This is a genomic window from Streptomyces sp. NPDC019890 (assembly GCF_044903445.1).
Classification (GTDB): domain Bacteria; phylum Actinomycetota; class Actinomycetes; order Streptomycetales; family Streptomycetaceae; genus Streptomyces.
This window is the reverse complement of sequence record NZ_JBJDQK010000005.1, coordinates 468,086-484,266: the sequence shown is the minus strand read 5'-3', so window position 1 is coordinate 484,266 and position 16,181 is coordinate 468,086. Positions and strand designations below refer to the sequence as shown.

15 protein-coding genes are annotated in these 16,181 nt (G+C 71.1%); 1 reads left to right on the top strand and 14 read right to left on the bottom strand.

The annotated features are described in order from the left end of the window. Positions 1 to 60: 60 nt before the first annotated feature. Positions 61 to 1,344, bottom strand: a complete 1,284-nt coding sequence (locus ACI2LP_RS17235) for an adenylosuccinate synthase (protein WP_360884396.1) — start codon at positions 1,342 to 1,344, stop codon at positions 61 to 63. 153 nt (positions 1,345 to 1,497) lie between these two features. Here ACI2LP_RS17235 and ACI2LP_RS17230 point away from each other — a divergent pair, with 153 nt between their 5' ends. Beyond that, on the top strand, positions 1,498 to 2,295 hold the full coding sequence (locus ACI2LP_RS17230; protein ID WP_404725339.1) for a diacylglycerol kinase: 798 nt from the start codon (positions 1,498 to 1,500) through the stop codon (positions 2,293 to 2,295). A 220-nt stretch (positions 2,296 to 2,515) separates the two neighbouring features. Here the strand turns inward: ACI2LP_RS17230 and ACI2LP_RS17225 are convergent, their stop codons facing one another. The 13 genes from ACI2LP_RS17225 to ACI2LP_RS17165 form a co-directional block, all read right to left on the bottom strand. Next, complete coding sequence (locus ACI2LP_RS17225; protein WP_404725338.1) at positions 2,516 to 3,724, bottom strand: cytochrome P450; 1,209 nt, start codon at positions 3,722 to 3,724, stop codon at positions 2,516 to 2,518. Positions 3,725 to 3,809: 85 nt separating this feature from the next. Beyond that, positions 3,810 to 4,469 (bottom strand): response regulator, encoded by a 660-nt coding sequence (locus ACI2LP_RS17220; protein ID WP_404725337.1) that lies wholly within the window; start codon positions 4,467 to 4,469, stop codon positions 3,810 to 3,812. Beyond that, positions 4,466 to 5,821 (bottom strand): sensor histidine kinase, encoded by a 1,356-nt coding sequence (locus tag ACI2LP_RS17215; protein ID WP_404725336.1) that lies wholly within the window; start codon positions 5,819 to 5,821, stop codon positions 4,466 to 4,468. The genes ACI2LP_RS17220 and ACI2LP_RS17215 overlap by 4 nt, the downstream gene beginning before the upstream one ends. Positions 5,822 to 5,918: 97 nt before the next feature. After that, entirely contained in the window at positions 5,919 to 6,788 is an 870-nt protein-coding gene (locus tag ACI2LP_RS17210) for an alpha/beta hydrolase family protein (RefSeq protein ID WP_404725335.1), read from the bottom strand. Between the two features lie 377 nt (positions 6,789 to 7,165). Continuing rightward, the gene (gene kynU, locus ACI2LP_RS17205; RefSeq protein WP_404725334.1) at positions 7,166 to 8,356 is read right to left on the bottom strand and encodes a kynureninase; all 1,191 of its coding nucleotides are present in this window, start codon (positions 8,354 to 8,356) and stop codon (positions 7,166 to 7,168) included. After that, positions 8,349 to 9,170, bottom strand: coding sequence for a tryptophan 2,3-dioxygenase family protein (locus ACI2LP_RS17200; protein WP_404725333.1), 822 nt, complete (start codon positions 9,168 to 9,170; stop codon positions 8,349 to 8,351). Before ACI2LP_RS17200 ends, kynU begins: the two co-directional genes overlap by 8 nt. A gap of 100 nt (positions 9,171 to 9,270) precedes the next feature. Then, complete coding sequence (locus tag ACI2LP_RS17195) at positions 9,271 to 10,065, bottom strand: DUF3152 domain-containing protein (protein WP_404725332.1); 795 nt, start codon at positions 10,063 to 10,065, stop codon at positions 9,271 to 9,273. Positions 10,066 to 10,246: 181 nt separating this feature from the next. After that, positions 10,247 to 10,660: a DUF3151 domain-containing protein gene (locus ACI2LP_RS17190; RefSeq protein ID WP_404725331.1), complete on the bottom strand. Its 414-nt coding sequence runs from the start codon at positions 10,658 to 10,660 to the stop codon at positions 10,247 to 10,249. A gap of 185 nt (positions 10,661 to 10,845) precedes the next feature. Then, positions 10,846 to 12,327 (bottom strand): MFS transporter, encoded by a 1,482-nt coding sequence (locus ACI2LP_RS17185; RefSeq protein ID WP_404725330.1) that lies wholly within the window; start codon positions 12,325 to 12,327, stop codon positions 10,846 to 10,848. A 27-nt stretch (positions 12,328 to 12,354) separates the two neighbouring features. Further along, a complete protein-coding gene (locus tag ACI2LP_RS17180) occupies positions 12,355 to 13,515 on the bottom strand; it encodes a MalY/PatB family protein (RefSeq protein WP_404725329.1) in 1,161 nt (386 codons plus the stop codon). Between the two features lie 78 nt (positions 13,516 to 13,593). Then, positions 13,594 to 14,616 (bottom strand): class II fructose-bisphosphate aldolase, encoded by a 1,023-nt coding sequence (gene fbaA, locus ACI2LP_RS17175; RefSeq protein ID WP_404725328.1) that lies wholly within the window; start codon positions 14,614 to 14,616, stop codon positions 13,594 to 13,596. 190 nt (positions 14,617 to 14,806) lie between these two features. After that, complete coding sequence (gene pyrE / locus ACI2LP_RS17170) at positions 14,807 to 15,355, bottom strand: orotate phosphoribosyltransferase (protein ID WP_404725327.1); 549 nt, start codon at positions 15,353 to 15,355, stop codon at positions 14,807 to 14,809. Between the two features lie 10 nt (positions 15,356 to 15,365). Beyond that, the gene (locus ACI2LP_RS17165; protein ID WP_404725326.1) at positions 15,366 to 16,160 is read right to left on the bottom strand and encodes an aldose 1-epimerase; all 795 of its coding nucleotides are present in this window, start codon (positions 16,158 to 16,160) and stop codon (positions 15,366 to 15,368) included. Between the last annotated feature and the right edge of the window lie 21 nt (positions 16,161 to 16,181).

The following is a 16,181-nucleotide window of genomic DNA, read 5'->3' as shown; positions in this document are numbered from 1 at the left end:
GTAGGAACGCAACTCGCCCCGGCCGGCCCTTCGGCCGACCGGGGCGAGCCACGGGAACCCCTACAGGAACGAGTTGATCTCGATCGTCTCGGTGCGGCCGGGGCCGACACCGATCGCCGAGATCGGCGCGCCGGACATCTCCTCCAGCGCCTTCACATAGTCCTGCGCGTTCTTCGGCAGGTCCGCGAAGGTCTTCGCCTTGGTGATGTCCTCGGACCAGCCCGGCAGCATCTCGTACACCGGCTTCGCGTGGTGGAAGTCCGTCTGCGAGTACGGCAGTTCCTCGACCCGCTTGCCGTCGATCTCGTACGCGACGCAGACCGGGATCTGCTCCCAGCCGGTCAGCACGTCCAGCTTGGTGAGGAAGAAGTCGGTCAGGCCGTTGACCCGGGTCGCGTAGCGCGCGATGACCGCGTCGAACCAGCCGCAGCGGCGGTCACGGCCGGTCGTCACACCGCGCTCGTGGCCGATGCGGCGCAGCGCCTCGCCGTCCTCGTCGAAGAGCTCCGTCGGGAACGGGCCCGCGCCGACGCGCGTCGTGTACGCCTTCAGGATGCCGATGACCCGGCTGATCTTCGTCGGGCCCACGCCCGTGCCCGTGCAGGCGCCGCCCGCGGTCGGGTTCGAGGAGGTGACGAAGGGGTACGTGCCGTGGTCGACGTCGAGGAGCGTGCCCTGGCCGCCCTCGAAGAGGACGACCTTGCCCTCGTCGATCGCGTTGTTCAGGATCAGCGTGGTGTCCGCGACGTACGGCTTGAGCTGCTCCGCGTACTGGAGCATCTCCTCGACGATCTTGGGGGCCTCGATCGCACGGCGGTTGTAGACCTTGGCGAGAAGCTGGTTCTTGGACTCGAGCGCCGCCTCGACCTTCTGCTCCAGGATCGACTCGTCGTAGAGGTCCTGGACGCGGATGCCGACGCGGTTGATCTTGTCGGCGTACGTCGGACCGATACCGCGGCCGGTGGTGCCGATCTTCCGCTTGCCGAGGAACCGTTCCGTCACCTTGTCCAGGGTGACGTTGTACGGAGTGATCAGATGCGCGTTACCGCTGATCAGCAGCTTGGACGTGTCGATGCCGCGGTCGTTCAGCCCGCTCAGCTCGGAGAGCAGGACGGCCGGGTCGACGACGACACCGTTGCCGATGACCGGGGTACATCCCGGCGAGAGGATTCCGGAAGGGAGGAGATGCAGCGCATACTTCTGGTCGCCGACGACAACCGTGTGGCCGGCGTTGTTGCCACCCTGGTAACGCACTACATAGTCCACGGATCCACCGAGCAGGTCGGTGGCCTTTCCCTTGCCTTCGTCACCCCACTGAGCACCGAGCAGCACAAGTGCGGGCACAGGCGTACACCCCTTCCGGGCGGGGCAAGACCAAGGTCAGGGGGCCACAGCCTTGCCTGAGTCTTCGGTCCGGTTGCCCCGGAATAGACGAAGCCCCTGGCGCAATAGCGCAAGGGGCTCTTGCACAAAGATGCTACCCGAGGAAGGACCGAGGTGTCGGCTCACGACCAGCTACTGGTGGTCATCGACCCGGTCGCCCGCCGAAATGACGGCGAGTCCGTGCGGATCGCGAAGGATGTGCTGTGTGGCGGGTCGGAGGCGAAAATCTGCCTCCCCGAGGGGCCGGAGGAATTCGCGCGGGCACTGGCCCGCAGGGGGTCACGGCGGCCGGTTGTGGTGGGTGACGACCGGGCGCTGCTGCGGGCGGTGGCGCTGCTGCACCGGGACCGCTGGCTGGGCGACGGGGCGCTGGCGATGGTGCCGGTGGGCCCTTCCGTAGAACTCGCGCATGCGCTGGGCGTGCCCCGCGGGGCGGTGGCGGCGGCGCGGGCGGTGCTGGAGGGGGCGGTGCGGCGGCTCGATCTGCTGGTGGACGAGAGCGACGGGGTGGTGCTGGGCGAGCTGGCGATCCCGGCGGTGGCGGGGGTGCCCGTCGCGAACGGGGTTTCGGTGTGGCACACCTGCCGCTCACTGGTCCGCACCCTGGTCCGGCCGGCCCCGCCGTCGCCCCCGGTACGGACGCACCGGCTGCGGGTGGAGGCGGACGGGGTGATGCTGTCCGACCTGGACCGTGAGGTGGCGGGTGTGACGGTGCGCGCGGGGCGCTGCGGGCGGGCGGAGGTGACGGTGCTGACGACGGCGTCGGGGGATCCGGTCACGGCGGAGGCGCTGACGGTGACGGTGTCGGGGCCGGACTTCCGCTATCGGGCGGACGCGACGGTGACGGGGCCGGTGCGGACGCGGACGTGGACGGTGCGGCCGGGGGCATGGGGGCTGACGTTGCCGGCTTAGCCGGGGCGGCGCTCGGTCGGGGCCGCGAGGTGACCGGGGCCGCCCGGCGGCCGGGGTCGTCCGGCGGCCGGGGTCGTCCGGCGGCCGGGGTCGTCCGGCGGCCGGGGTCGTCCTCAAACTCCCCCAGACTTCGTCCGGGGGGACCCCCAGACGGGCTCGATTCGCGTGACATGAGCGCTTGATCATTGCCCGCCTCGCCGGGGCTCCGCCCCGAACTTCCTCAGGCCTCGACCCGGAGCCCCTCCAACCCCCGGATCACGAAGTTCGGCTTGCGCTCCGGCTCCGCGGCCAGGCGGAGATCCGGCGCCTGGTCCAGCAACGCGCCCAGGGACGCGGACAGTTCGAGGCGGGCAAGCGGGGCGCCGATGCAGTAGTGGATGCCCGCGCTGAACGAGATGTGCGGGTTGTCCTGGCGGGACAGGTCCAGGGTGTCCGGATCGCTGAAGACGTCCCCGTCGCGGTTGGCCGAGCCGAAGAGCAGCGCCACCTCGGAGCCGCGCGGGATCGTCGTGCCGTCGATCTCTATGTCGTCGAGGACCCAGCGCTCGAAGAGCTGGAGCGGGGTGTCGTACCGCATCAGCTCCTCCACAGCTGTGGACAACAGCGAGCGGTCCCCGCGCAGGGCCGCGAGCTGGTCGGGATGGCGGAAGAGCGCCCACCAGCCGTTGACGGTGGCGTTCACCGTCGCCTCGTGCCCCGCGTTCAGGAGCAGCACGCAGGTGGAGATCATCTCTTGCTCGTCGAGCCGGTCGCCTTCGTCGTACGCGGCGATCAGGCCGGAGATCAGATCGTCACCCGGCTCCTTACGGCGGGCCGCGATCAACTCCCGCAGATACGCCGAGAATTCGAGCGACGCGCGGACCGCCTTGTCTGCCGTCTCCTCCGACGGGCTCAGCTCGTACATCCCGCAGATGTCCGCCGACCACGGCCGCAGCTGTCCCCGGTCGCTCTCCGGGATGCCCAGCATCTCCGCGATCACGGCGACCGGCAGCGGCTCGGCGACCGCGGTCAGCAGATCGCCGCCGCCGTCCGCGACCAGCGCGCCCACCAGTTCGGACGCCAGACCGTGGACATACGGGCGCAGTCGCTCGACCGTGCGCGGCGTGAACGCCTTCGAGACCAGACGCCGGATACGGGTGTGGTCCGGCGGCTCCAGGTCCAGCATCCCGTGGTCGTTGAGCGTGTGGAACGGCTCGTGCGCGGCGGGGGGCGGCGTACGTCCGAACTCCTCGTGCGTGAAGCGGTGCAGATACGTACGGCCGAGCCGCCGGTCGCGCAGCAGTGCGGAGACGTCGGCGTGCCGGGGCACGAGCCACTGCCGCGTCGGCTCGTAGTAGTGGACGCGGCCGCGGGCGCGGAGCTGGGCGTAGGCGGGGTAGGGCTCGGCGACGAAGTCGGGGGACCAGGGGTCGAAGAGTTCGGCGGCCATGGGCTGACGCTACCGGGCGGGGGGTTGTTTCCCCAGCCCCGCCCCTGTCCGAACTGGGGGCAGGCCCCCAGACCCCGCGCGCCGGCTAGCCCGGTGTCACCAGGCGGGCCTCGTACGCGAACACCGCCGCCTGCGTCCGGTCCCGCAGCCCCAGCTTCACCAGCACCCTGCTCACATGCGTCTTGATCGTCGACTCCGCGACCACCAGGTGCGAGGCGATCTCCGCGTTCGACAGACCCTGCGCGATCAGCACCAGGACCTCCGTCTCGCGCTCCGTCAGGTCCCCGATCTGCGCCATCGCCGGCGGACGCGGGGTATGCGAGAGCTTGGAGAACTCCGTGATCAGTCGACGCGTCACGGTCGGAGCGAGCAGCGCCTCGCCCGCCGCCACCACCCGTACGCCGTCCGCGAGCTGGCGCGCCGACGCGTCCTTCAGCAGGAAGCCGGACGCCCCCGCGCGCAGCGCCTGGTACACGTACTCGTCGAGGTCGAAGGTGGTCAGCACCAGCACCTTGGAGTCGCTGTGCGCGGCGACGATCTCTCGGGTCGCCTCGATGCCGTTCAGTTCCGGCATGCGGATGTCCATCAGGACCACGTCGGGCGCGAACTCGGCGACCTTGGCCACGGCCTCGCGGCCGTTCACCGCCTCGCCGATGACCTCGATGTCCGGCATCGCGTTCAGCAGGACCGAGAAGCCCTCGCGGACCATCATCTGGTCGTCGACGATGAGCACGCGGATCGTCATGAGGTCTCCTCGGATGCGGTCTCGGTCACGGCGACAGGAATGAAGGCGGTCACCTCGTAGCCCCCGTCGTCCGTGAGCTCCGCGGTCATCTCGCCGTTGAGCATCGTCACACGCTCGCGCATGCCCGTGATGCCGTGCCCGGCGCCCGGCGAGGGCTTGACCAGACCCTGCGGCGCGGTGTTCACGATCCGCAGGCCGATGCCCCCGAGGACGTACGAGATCTCGACCTTCGCGGTCGATCCCGGCGCATGGCGCAGGGCGTTGCTGAGCGCCTCCTGGATGATCCGGTACGCCGAGAGTTCGACGCCCTGCGGCAGCGGCCGTACCGCGCCGGTGATCGTCTTCTCCGCGTCGAGGCCTGCCTCGCGGACATTGCCGAGGAGATTGTCGAGGTCGCCGAGCACCGGCTGCGGAGCGTCGGGCGCCTGGTAGTCCTCGGCCCGTACGACGCCGAGGATGCGGCGCAGCTCGGTCAGCGCCGCCACCGCGTTCTCGCGGATCGTGGCGAAGGCCTTCTCCAGCTCGGGCGGCGGGTTTTCGACCCGGTACGGCGCGGCCTCCGCCTGGATCGCCACCACCGACATGTGGTGGGCCACCACATCGTGCAGCTCACGGGCGATGGTCGTGCGCTCCTCAAGCAGCGTGCGGCGGTCGCGCTCGACGGCCGTGACGGTCTGCTGCGCCGCCACCTCCTGCTTCGCCTCGCGGCGGACCAGCGACACGGTCACCACCAGCAGCAGGAGCGCGGAGACGAAGAGCATCTGCGGGACGTCGCTGCCGAAGCCATCAGAGAAGGCGAACTCGGCGAACACGCCGTACCCGGCGGTGAGGACCCACATCCAGGCGGCGGTCCGCGGCCGGGTCCGCATCGCGACCACGGTCATCACCGTCAGATGCGAGACGAAGGCGCTGGGCGGCCACGGCCAGCCGTCCCAGTAGCTGGCCATGACGCCGACAACGGGTGTGCTGCCCAGCGACAGCCACCAGGCGCCGACCGGCCTGACCAGCGTCATCAGCACGGCGGCGGCGGGTATGAACCCGGTCAGGACGAAGCCGAGCCCGGCGCCCCCGCTGTCCCCGGAGACACCCGCCAGAAGAAGCACGAACAGCGCCGCGCCCGCCACCACGGCGTGCGGTGTCCACTGCGCGTACTCGCGTATCCGGCCCGGGAGCCGACGGGTGAGCGGGCCGTCCGTCCGCATGGGCGGCAGCGGCCGGTAGGCGAAGGCGTCCTGGAACAGGTCCTGGCGGAGGCCGCTCAGCGCGCCCATGGCCAGGCGGAACTCGGGGCTGCGGGTCTTCTCGGTCACGTACAGAAAGGTATGCGGAAGGACGGACGCGGTCGTCAGCATCGCTGCGGATTCTGCCGCGTCCGTCCTGAGTACTACCTGGTAGGCCCGCTCTGACTAGGAACGGAACGCGTCCGCGTGCTCGCTCGCCCAATCCGCCCTACCAAGCCAGTTGGGCGATCTCCTCGGCGACGACGGCGCAGGCGTCCGCCGCCGGGTCGATGAGCGGGAAGTGCCCGACGTCCTCCAGGAGGGTCAGCCCGACGGTCTCGCCCGCCTTGGCCGCGGCGTCGACGTACGACTCGGAGACGGCGTATGGGACGGTGATGTCGGCGCGGCCCTGCACGACGACGGTGGCGATGCCGGTCGGCAGCAGCGCGGCCGGGTCGACATACGGGCTGCGCACCTCGAACTCGACCTGCCCACCGAGGAGCTGGACGACCGCGCCGTTGCAGACGTCGAGCTCGACGGCCTGCGCGAAGTCGGCGATCGGGGCCAGCGCGACGACCCCGCGCAGCGCGGGCGGCGTGGGGAGCCGCCAGAGCGAACCGGTGGGCAGCACATGCCGTGCGGCGGCCCAGAGCGCGAGCTGACCGCCGGCGGAGTGCCCGGTCACGACGATCCGCCGGACGTCCGCCTGGGGCAGCGCCTTCCGGGCGAGACCGGGCAGCGCGTCCATCACGGCGGCGATGTCGTCGAAGGTCTCCGGCCACCGCCCGGCGACGGGTCCGCTCCCGCGCTGCTGCGGAATCTCGCTCCCCCGCCGGTACTCCACATTGGCGACGGCGAGCCCGCGGCGGGCCAGAAAGTCCGCGAAGGGGGTGACATGCTGCCGGTCGTACGCCGCCCGCCAGGCCCCGCCGTGCAGGAGCACGACGAGCGGCACGCTGGCCTGCCCCTCACGGGGCGCGTAGAAGTCGACGACCTGGTCGGGATGGTCCCCGTACGGGACGGAAACGTCCGGCGCGACGGCGGGATGCGAGAAGGCCGACTCGGCCTCGGCGGCGTCACGGGCGACGGGGTCCGGCATTGCGGCTCCAACCTTCCGACGTAGTGGCGGAATTGACCTGACCAGCGGGGACGGTATCAGTCCTGCGCCGCGATCATGGGGCGCGAGGGCGGGTGGCTCGGCCAGGGGGTGTTCCCCCTCCCCGCCCTCCCCAGAGCTTCGCCGGGATGGGGGCGGTGCCCCCGGCGCAGCCAAGGGGGAGTACCCCCATCCCGTAACCGGGGGCGGTGCCCCCAGCCCCCAGGGGTTGGGGTGCGGGGTCTGGCGCCCCGCGCCCAGGGGTGCGGCGCGCCTCGCGGGGCGGGGCGGGTGAGCCCGCGGCGCGAAGCTGCCGCGCCGCGGGGGCCGGGGCGGAGCCCCGGTTGAGGGAAGGGGCAGGGAGGGGAAAGGCCCCAGGCTCAGGCCAGCACCTCGGCCAGCGTCGCCGCCGCCCGCTCCGTGTCCCCGAAGCCCACATACAACGGCGTGAACCCGAACCGCAGCACATCCGGCCGCCGCAAGTCCCCCACCACTCCCCGCGCGATCAGCTTCTCCATCACCGCGGGCGCGTCCGCGCACCGCAGTGCGACCTGGCTGCCGCGCGAGCCGTGGTCCGCCGGGGTCAGCGAGGTGACCGCGCCCCCCGGCACATACGCCTCGACGCACTCCAGGAAGAAGTCCGTCAGCGCCAGGCTCTTCGCCCGTACGGCGTCGATCGAGACCCCGTCCCACACGTCCAGCGCCGCCTCCAGCGCCAGCATGGACAGGATGTCGGGCGTCCCCACCCGCCCCCGGACCGCGCCCGCCGCCGCCTCGAACCCCGCGGACATCGCGAACGGGTCCGCATGCGAGTTCCAGCCCGGCAGCGGGGAGTCGAAGGCCGCCTGATGGCGCTCGGCGACGTACAGATACGCCGGTGAACCCGGGCCGCCGTTCAGGTACTTGTAGGTGCAGCCGACCGCCAGGTCCACGCCGTGCGCGTCCAGGCCGACCGGCAGCGCGCCCGCGCTGTGGCACAGGTCCCAGACCGCCAGCGCACCCGCCTCGTGGATCGCCGCCGTGAGGGACGGCAGATCGTGGAGGCGGCCCGTGCGGTAGTCGACATGGTTGACCAGCGCGGCAGCGGTGCGCGGGCCGAGCGCCGCCGGGAGGTCCGCGGGCGCGACCGGGACCAGGCGCTTGCCCGTCATGCGGGCCGCCGACTGGGCGATATAGCCGTCCGTCGGGAACGTCGTCGCATCGACGACGATGTCCGTACGGGAGTCGTCCCCGCCGAGCCGCACCGCACCCACAACCGCCTTGAAAACATTGACGCTTGTGGAGTCACCGACCACGATCTGGCCCGGCGCCGCACCGACCAGCGGCGCAATCCGGTCCCCGATCCGTTCGGGCGCCGTCCACCACCCGCTCTCGTCCCAGGAGCGGATCCGCAGCTCGCCCCACTGCCGGGTCACCACATCCGCGACCCGCGCGGGCACATGCGCGGGCAGCGCGCCCAGCGAGTTCCCGTCCAGATACACGGCTTCGTCGAGCGCGAAGAGCTTGCGCGCCCCGGCCAGTTCATCGGCGGCGTCCAGCGCCGCGGCCCGCTGGGCCAAGGACTCAGACATGGCTGCGCGCCGTCCACAGCTCGGGGAACACGTTCTTGCGGGCCCGCTTCTCCAGCCAGGCCACCCCCGCCGAGCCGCCCGTCCCCGACTTCGAGCCCATCGCCCGCCGCGTCGCGACCAGATGGTCGTTGCGCCAGCGCCACACCAGCTCGCCGACATCCGTCAACGCCTCGCCGAGACGCACCAGTTCGGTGTCCTGGTCCGCGCCGCCGTACACCGCGGCCCAGACCTCCTCGACCTCCGCCGAGGGCTCGTACTTCTGGGACAGGTCGCGCTCGAGGACCGAGGCCGGCACGGACAGCCCGCGCCGCGCGAGCAGCCGCAGCACCTCGTCGTACAGGCTCGGCGCCTGCAGCGCCTTCTCCAGCTCCGCGTGGACGCGCGGCGCCCCCCGGTGCGGCACCAGCATCGACGCCGACTTCTCGCCGAGCAGGAACTCCATCCGCCGGTACATCGCGGACTGGAAGCCGGATCCCTCGCCCAGGGCACTGCGGTAGGCATTGAACTGTGCGGGCGTCAGATGCGCCAGCGGCTTCCAGGAGGCGTTGAGCGATTCGAGCTCGTACGTGCTGCGCTTCAGCGCGGCCAGGGCGACGGGCAGATTGTCCTCGCGCAGTGCGGCGGCGGCCGTCTCCCACTCGTGGACGATGACCGTGAACCACAGCTCCATCACCTGGGTGGTGACCAGGAAGACCATCTCGCCCGGGTCGTCCGAGAGAGGATGCTGGAGGTGGGTGAGGACGTCCGCCTGGACATAGTCCTCGTAGGGAGTGGTGCCCGCGAAATCAAGATTCGGGGTCGCGTCATGTGACATCGCTGTCTCCTCGACGTGTCCGGGTAGCGGTCCGCCCCTTCCTGTTGGCTCGGGAGCCCCGGTCCCCACCGGCATCATAAGCCGCCGGTTCTTTCGCCGGTCAGAGCGTCGGGCCTGTGATGTACGTCCCGTCCTCGGCGTACGGCCAGGCATTGGAACGGCAGCCGTCGAGCCCCTTGATCTGCTGCATCATCACCGGCGCGGGCTTGCCGACGCCTCCGCAGCCGAGGTGGCGGCGGATGCCGATCTCGTGTCCGACCTCGTGGTTGATGATCAGATGCCGGTACTCGGCGGGCGTACCGACGAACGTCGGCGAGCCCAGCATCCAGCGTCGCAGATTCACGACGACACCGTCGATGGTCTCGCAGTTCAGCTCGCCGTGGGTGTCCAGTCCCTGCTCACGACAGAGCCGGTCCGCGGTGGCCGGGGTGGCGATCCTGATCACGAAATCGGCGTCGGTGTCCGCGGAGACCAGCTGGAAGGAGCCGCGGCCGTGCGCGGCCCAGCCGCGCGGGTGGGCGAGGATCTGCTGGATCTCGGCGGCGGCGTCCTTCGCGGAGATGTCGATGCCGTTCTCGACCTGCACGCGGTAGCGGCGCAGGGTGCCCGAGCCGGACGCCCGGCCGGTGGCCCGGGCCGTGGCGAAGGTGCCGTTGCCGGAGGCGGGAACCTCGGTGGGCGGCTTGCGCTTCGGCGGTGTCTTCTTGGACGGCTCGGTGGACGGATCCGTACGGCTGCGGGAGGGCGCCGATGCGGTGTCGCGCGGCTCGGGGGTCACGGTCGCCGCCAAGGGCGGCCGGACGGGGCCGTGGGCCGCCTTCGGGGCGGGCTTCGTGCTGCCCTGCCAGTGCGCGAGGGTGGCGCCACCGCCGAGGGACAGGGCGGCGAGGGCCACGCCGGGCAGGAGTATCCGGGCCGGCGGAGGGCGGCGGGGCGCCCGTTTTCGACGGCTGCGACTGCCCAACAAAAACGCCCCCTGTGTACCTCGCCAGTGTGCGGGCCGGAGCGCCGAAAGGCCCGCACCCCCTGTACAGACGGGGGATACGGGCCTTCGGTTCTGTTTTCGGCGCGGGGCGTCAGCTCAGGGTGTCGGCCGCGGTCTGCGAGGAGTCGCGCAGGAACGTCGTGCAGCGCTCGTACTCCGCCTGCTCGCCGATCGCCTGCGCGGCGCGGGCCAGCGCGTGCAGCGCACGCAGGAAGCCGCGGTTCGGCTCGTGCTCCCACGGCACCGGGCCGTGGCCCTTCCAGCCGCTGCGGCGAAGCGAGTCGAGGCCCCGGTGGTAGCCGGTGCGGGCGTAGGCGTACGACTCCACGACGCGGCCTGCCTCGAAGGCGTCGTCGGCGAGCTGGGCCCAGGCCAGCGAGGAGGTCGGGTACTTGGCGGCGACCTCGGCGGGCGCCGTCCCGGCCGCGAGCAGCTCACGCGGCTCGGGCTCGTCGGGCAGGTGGGTCGGGGGCGGTCCCCCGAGGAGGTTTTCATGGATGGACATGGCCCAAGTGTCACAGGTCCCCGCGAGATCCGCGGCTGCGGGCGCGGTGGGGTGCTCTCGCGGGCGAACCCCGCGCCCGCACCTCGCGGCGGGCCCGCACCGCGGACGCCAAGGCCCGCGCCCCGCGGCGCCGGGCCACCACGCGAACCGCACCCGGACCGCCCAGGCAGGGGCGGAGCCCCGGGTCAGGGTCCCGCGGACCCGGTCACCCGTTCCTCCGCCTGTTCGAGCGGTGGCGCCGAGACCCCGCAGTTCACCCGGCACTGCGGCTGAGCCCGCGCCAGGACGTCCGCCGGTGCCGGCCTCCGTACCGTCGTCCACGCGATCAGCGAGCCCAGCACCAGCACCCCCGCACACATCGGCATCGCCCGACGGAACGTCTCCCCGAACTCCGTCGCCGAGCGGTACGCCTCCGGGCCCATCCCTGCCAGCAGCGGCAGCGCGGCCACCGCGAGCAGACCGGCCGCGCGGGCCGCCGCGTTGTTGATGCCGCTCGCGAGCCCCGCCCGCGCGGTTTCCACGGACGCCAGGACGGTCGCGGTCAGCGGCGCGACCAGCGTCACCATGCCCATGCCCATGACCAGCATGGCGGGCAGCACGTCGGACAGGTACGAGGCGTTCTCGTCCACGCGCAGCATCAGCAGCATCCCGCCCGCGCACAGCAGCGGGCCCACGGTGAGCGGGATGCGCGGGCCGATCCGCTGTGCCAACTCGCCCGATCTCGCCGACAGGAGCAGCATCAGCACGGTGGTGGGCAGCAGCGCGGTACCGGCGCCGAGTGCCGAGTAGCCGACCACGACCTGGAGTTGCAGGGCGGTCAGGAAGAAGAACCCGGCGAAGGCCGCGTACACGCACACCGTCACCAGATTGACCGAGGTGAACTGCCGCGAGGCGAAGATCGACGGCGGCAGCATCGGATCGGGCCGCGACCGCTCGACGAGCACGAACGCGATGCCGACCACCACGCCCGCCACGCCCGCCCAGACGTGCGGTGCGATGAGCCCGTACGTGATCAGCGCCAGCGCCGCCGCGCCGAGCACCGCGCCCAGTACGTCGAACCGGCCGTGCGCCTGCGGGTCGCGCGACTCCGGAACATGCCGCAGCGCCACCGGTACGCACAGCGCGGCCAGCGGCACATTGATCAGGAACACCCAGCGCCAGCCGGGCCCGTCGACGAGCCAGCCGCCGAGGAACGGGCCGACCGCCGCGCCGACGCCGCCGAATCCCGACCACAGCCCCACCGCACGCGCCCGGTCGTCCGGGTGGAAGCTTGCCTGGATCAGCGACAGCGACCCCGGGGTGAGCAGCGCCGCGCCGACGCCCTGCAGTGCACGCGCGGCCACCAAGAGAACGTCATTGGGTGCCAGGCCGCACAGCAGCGAACCGATGGCGAACCAGATCGCGCCGAGGATGAAGATCTTCCGCCGCCCGTAGCGGTCGCCGAGCGCCCCGCCGAGCAGGATCAGACCGGCCAGGGTGAGCGTGTAGGCGTTGACGGTCCACTGGAGGACCGCCATGTCGGCGTTGAGGTCCTCGCCGATGCGAGGCAGTGCGACATTGACGACCGTGGAGTCCAGCAGCGCCATGCTGGACCCGAGCACGGTCGTCAGAATCACCCAGCGGCCGGTGGCGGTGGAAAGCCTGATCTCGCCCGGGGCTTTGTCCATACCCGGATCATCCCAGCCGCCACCGGCTCAGACGAGTCGGCCGAGGGCACGGATCAGGGCGTCCACACCCTGCTCCGCCTTGGCCCGGGGACAGCCGACGTTGAACCGTACGAAACCGTCGCAGCCGTACGTCGTGCCGGGCGTGATCGCGACCTTCTCCCGCTCGATCAGCTCCCGTTGCAGCGCCGCGTCGTCGACCCCGAGCGGTCGCAGGTCGATCCAGGCGAGATAGCCGGCCCCCGGCGGTCGCCAGCCGAGCTCCGGGAACGCGGAGCCGAGCCGCTGCGCGACCATCCGCAGATTTCCCACCACATACGCGCCGAGCGCGTCCAGCCAGGGCCCGCCCTCGCGGTACGCCGCTATGTGCGCGGTCAGCGACAGCACGGCGGGCGAGGCGAGCCCCTCGCCCGTCTGCATCCGGCGCAGAAACTCCGCATGGTCGTCGGGGTCGCCGATGATCCCGTACGAACCGCTCAGCGCGGGGAAGTTGAAGGCCTTCGTGGCGGAGGTGATCAGCGCCCAGCGGCCGGTCCCGAACCGCGTCCACGGCAGGTGGCGCTGCCCGTCCGATACGAAATCGGGGTGTACGAAGTCGGCGTGTATCTCGTCGCTGACGACCGCGACACCGTGCGTGGCCGCCAGCCGGGCCGTCTGAGCCAGCTCAGCCTCGGTCCACACCCGGCCGGTGGGATTGTGGGGCGAGCAGAGGACCAGCACCTTGCTGTCGGGGCGGGCGAGCTGCCGCTCCAGGGCCGTCATATCGCCGACCGGCACCCCGCGCACCTCCCGCCCGAGGCCGGATATCGCCTTGAGGAAGCCGTCGTACGTCGGGGTGTGGACAACCACGCCGGCGCCCGGCTCGGTCCACATCCGCAGCAGCTGAGAGAGCTGGTTGAGGACGGAGGGCCCGTAGACGATGCGCCCAAGGTCGATCTCGGTGGCGTACCGGCTCGAGTACCAGTCGCCCACCGCGGACAGGAAGTCGTCGTGCCGCCAGTCGGTGTAGCCGAAGACTCCGTGCGCGATACGCCGCTGAAGCGCCTCCAGCACCTCTGGCGGGGAGGTGAAGTCCATGTCGGAGATGGTGAAGGGCAGCAGCCCGTCGGCACCGAAACGGGCCGCGACGCCGTCCCACTGGATGCACCACGTGCCGCGCCGGTCGACGGGAGTGTCAAAGTCATAGCTCACGTTGAAGTCCTTCCCGGGGCATGCCACGGGCCCGGCACCCCCGCGAAGGGGTGCCGGGCCCGTCGTACGAAAGGGCGCTTACTTGAGCTTGGTGCCGGTGGAGCGCAGCGCGGCACAGGCCTCGGCGACGCGCTTGGCCATGCCGGCCTCGGCCGCCTTGCCCCAGGTGCGCGGGTCGTAGGTCTTCTTCGAGCCGACCTCGCCGTCGACCTTCAGGACGCCGTCGTAGTTCTTGAACATGTGGTCCGCAACGGGGCGCGTGAAGGCGTACTGGGTGTCGGTGTCGAGGTTCATCTTCACGACGCCGTTCTCCAGGGCGGTGGCGATTTCCTCGGCCGTGGAGCCGGAGCCGCCGTGGAAGACGAAGTCGAAGGGGTTCGACGTGGCGTACTTCTCACCGACGCCCTGCTGCAGGTCCTTCAGCAGCTCGGGGCGGAGTACGACATTGCCCGGCTTGTAGACGCCGTGGACGTTGCCGAAGGAGGCGGCCAGCAGGTAGCGGCCCTTCTCACCCAGGCCGAGCGCCTCGGCGGTGCGCAGCGCGTCCTCGACGGTGGTGTACAGCTCGTCGTTGATCTCGTGGGTGACGCCGTCCTCCTCGCCGCCGGTCGGGGTGATCTCGACCTCAAGGATGATCTTGGCGGCGGCGGCCTGCACCAGCAGCTCCTGGGCGATGGCCAGGTTGTCGGCGAGGGTCTCGGCCGAGCCGTCCCACATGTGGGACTGGAACAGCGGGTTCTGGCCGCCTGCGACACGCTCGGCGGAGATGGCGAGCAGCGGGCGGACATAGCCGTCCAGCTTGTCCTTGGGGCAGTGGTCCGTGTGCAGCGCGACGGTGATGTCGTACTTGGCGGCGACGATGTGCGCGAACTCGGCGAGGGCGACGGCGCCGGTGACCATGTCCTTGCTGTGCTGGCCACCCAGGAACTCGGCACCGCCGGTCGAAATCTGGATGATGCCGTCGCTCTCGGCCTCCGCGAAGCCGCGCAGCGCAGCGTGCAGGGTCTGGGACGAGGTCACATTGATGGCCGGGTAGGCGAACTTGCCTGCCTTCGCCCGGTCGAGCATCTCGTTGTAGACCTCGGGAGTCGCGATGGGCATGTGTCCGCTCCTTGTGATGTGCGGGTATGTGGTGCTTAGGCCCTGACCTGGGGGCGACGTCATCGTCGGCGCCTATCTTTCCAGACTCTTGGCTCGGCTCCACCAGGCGTGCTGCCCGGACCTGCGCGAGGCCCTGGCTGTTTCACGTGAAACAACCAGGGCCTCGCCATCGCAGCAGGTCAGAGCATGATCAGGCGAGCTCGAGCTCTTCCAGGGAGTATGCGTAGAGGTACGGAACGCCTGCCGTGGAGCTGATCTTCTCGCCCGCGCCGGTCGCCCGGTCGACGATCGTGGCGACGGCGACGACCTCGCCGCCGGCCTCGCGGACGGCCTCGACGGCGGTCAGCGGGGAGCCGCCGGTGGTGGAGGTGTCCTCGACGACGAGGCAGCGGCGGCCCTTGATGTCCGGGCCCTCGACGCGACGCTGCATGCCGTGCGCCTTGGCGGCCTTGCGTACGACGAAGGCGTCGATGCGCCTTCCGCGGGCGGCGGAGGCGTGCAGGATCGCGGTCGCCACCGGGTCGGCGCCGAGGGTCAGCCCGCCGACGCAGTCGAAGTCCAGCTCCGCGGTCAGGTCGGACATCACCTGACCGACCAGCGGGGCGGCCGCGCCGTCCAGCGTGATCCGGCGCAGGTCCACGTAGTAGTCGGCCTCAAGACCCGAGGAGAGGGTCACCTTGCCGTGCACCACGGCCTTGTCCTTGATCTGCTGGAGCAGCTCAGCACGTACGTCAGTCATGCCCGCCAGCTTAAAGGCGGCGCCAGCTCCAGGTTGTCGCGATCTCCAGGGGCTCGATCGGGGTGACGAGCTGAGGGTGGGTGTTGAGGCCGTTCGGCGGGCCGGACTGCGGTTCGACGCAGACAGCCTCGGCCTGCTCGTCGTAGATCACGACCCATTCGGCGCGGCTGGTGACGGTGAGCTCCAGCTGCTGCGGCCAGGTGAGGGTGGCCTTGACGCCCTCGGGCATCCCGAAGCAGTCGTCCCAGGGGCCGGGGCGGGGCGCGATGCGCCGTCCGGTGGGCAGGTGGTCGCCTCCGCGCTCCTCCTGCCACTCGGCCGTGAAGTCGAGGCGCGCGTCCTCGCCGCCGAGATTGCGGCGGAACCAGGGATGCCAGCCGGCCTGCGCCGGGAAGGACGTGTCGTACGTCTCGATGCCCATGGTGAGGGTGAGCGAGTCCTCGGCGAGATCGAAGGTCTGGGTGACACGTCCGGTGTACGGCCAGGGCTCGGCGAGGTCGTAGGTGAAGGCGGCGTCGCTCTTGGTGGTGCGGGCGGTGCGCCAGGCGGTGTCGCGTCCGGTGCCGTGGATGGCGTGGGGCGGGGAATTGAGCGGCAGTTGGTGGGGTACGTCGCCGTTGTGGAACAGGCCACCTGCGACGCGGCCGCACCAGGGGACCATGGGGAAGGCGCCGTACCGCTCGCCCTGGCGGAGCACTTCGGTGCCGCCGATGGTCAGGCTTGCGACACGGCAGCCGTTGTGGGGGTGGACGGTCAACTCGACGTCTCCGGCGGCCAGCCGGATGCTCTCTTCGCTGCTACTCACACAACGACAGTACTGGCGGTG

Coding starts and splice junctions, on each gene's coding strand:
- ACI2LP_RS17200 (WP_404725333.1), bottom strand. CDS start 9,170: ATGTCACATGACGCGACCCCGAATCTTGATTTCGCGGGCACCACTCCC.
- ACI2LP_RS17190 (WP_404725331.1), bottom strand. CDS start 10,660: ATGTCCATCCATGAAAACCTCCTCGGGGGACCGCCCCCGACCCACCTG.
- ACI2LP_RS17220 (WP_404725337.1), bottom strand. CDS start 4,469: ATGACGATCCGCGTGCTCATCGTCGACGACCAGATGATGGTCCGCGAG.
- pyrE (WP_404725327.1), bottom strand. CDS start 15,355: ATGACTGACGTACGTGCTGAGCTGCTCCAGCAGATCAAGGACAAGGCC.
- ACI2LP_RS17215 (WP_404725336.1), bottom strand. CDS start 5,821: ATGCTGACGACCGCGTCCGTCCTTCCGCATACCTTTCTGTACGTGACC.
- kynU (WP_404725334.1), bottom strand. CDS start 8,356: ATGTCTGAGTCCTTGGCCCAGCGGGCCGCGGCGCTGGACGCCGCCGAT.
- ACI2LP_RS17185 (WP_404725330.1), bottom strand. CDS start 12,327: ATGGACAAAGCCCCGGGCGAGATCAGGCTTTCCACCGCCACCGGCCGC.
- fbaA (WP_404725328.1), bottom strand. CDS start 14,616: ATGCCCATCGCGACTCCCGAGGTCTACAACGAGATGCTCGACCGGGCG.
- ACI2LP_RS17210 (WP_404725335.1), bottom strand. CDS start 6,788: ATGCCGGACCCCGTCGCCCGTGACGCCGCCGAGGCCGAGTCGGCCTTC.
- ACI2LP_RS17225 (WP_404725338.1), bottom strand. CDS start 3,724: ATGGCCGCCGAACTCTTCGACCCCTGGTCCCCCGACTTCGTCGCCGAG.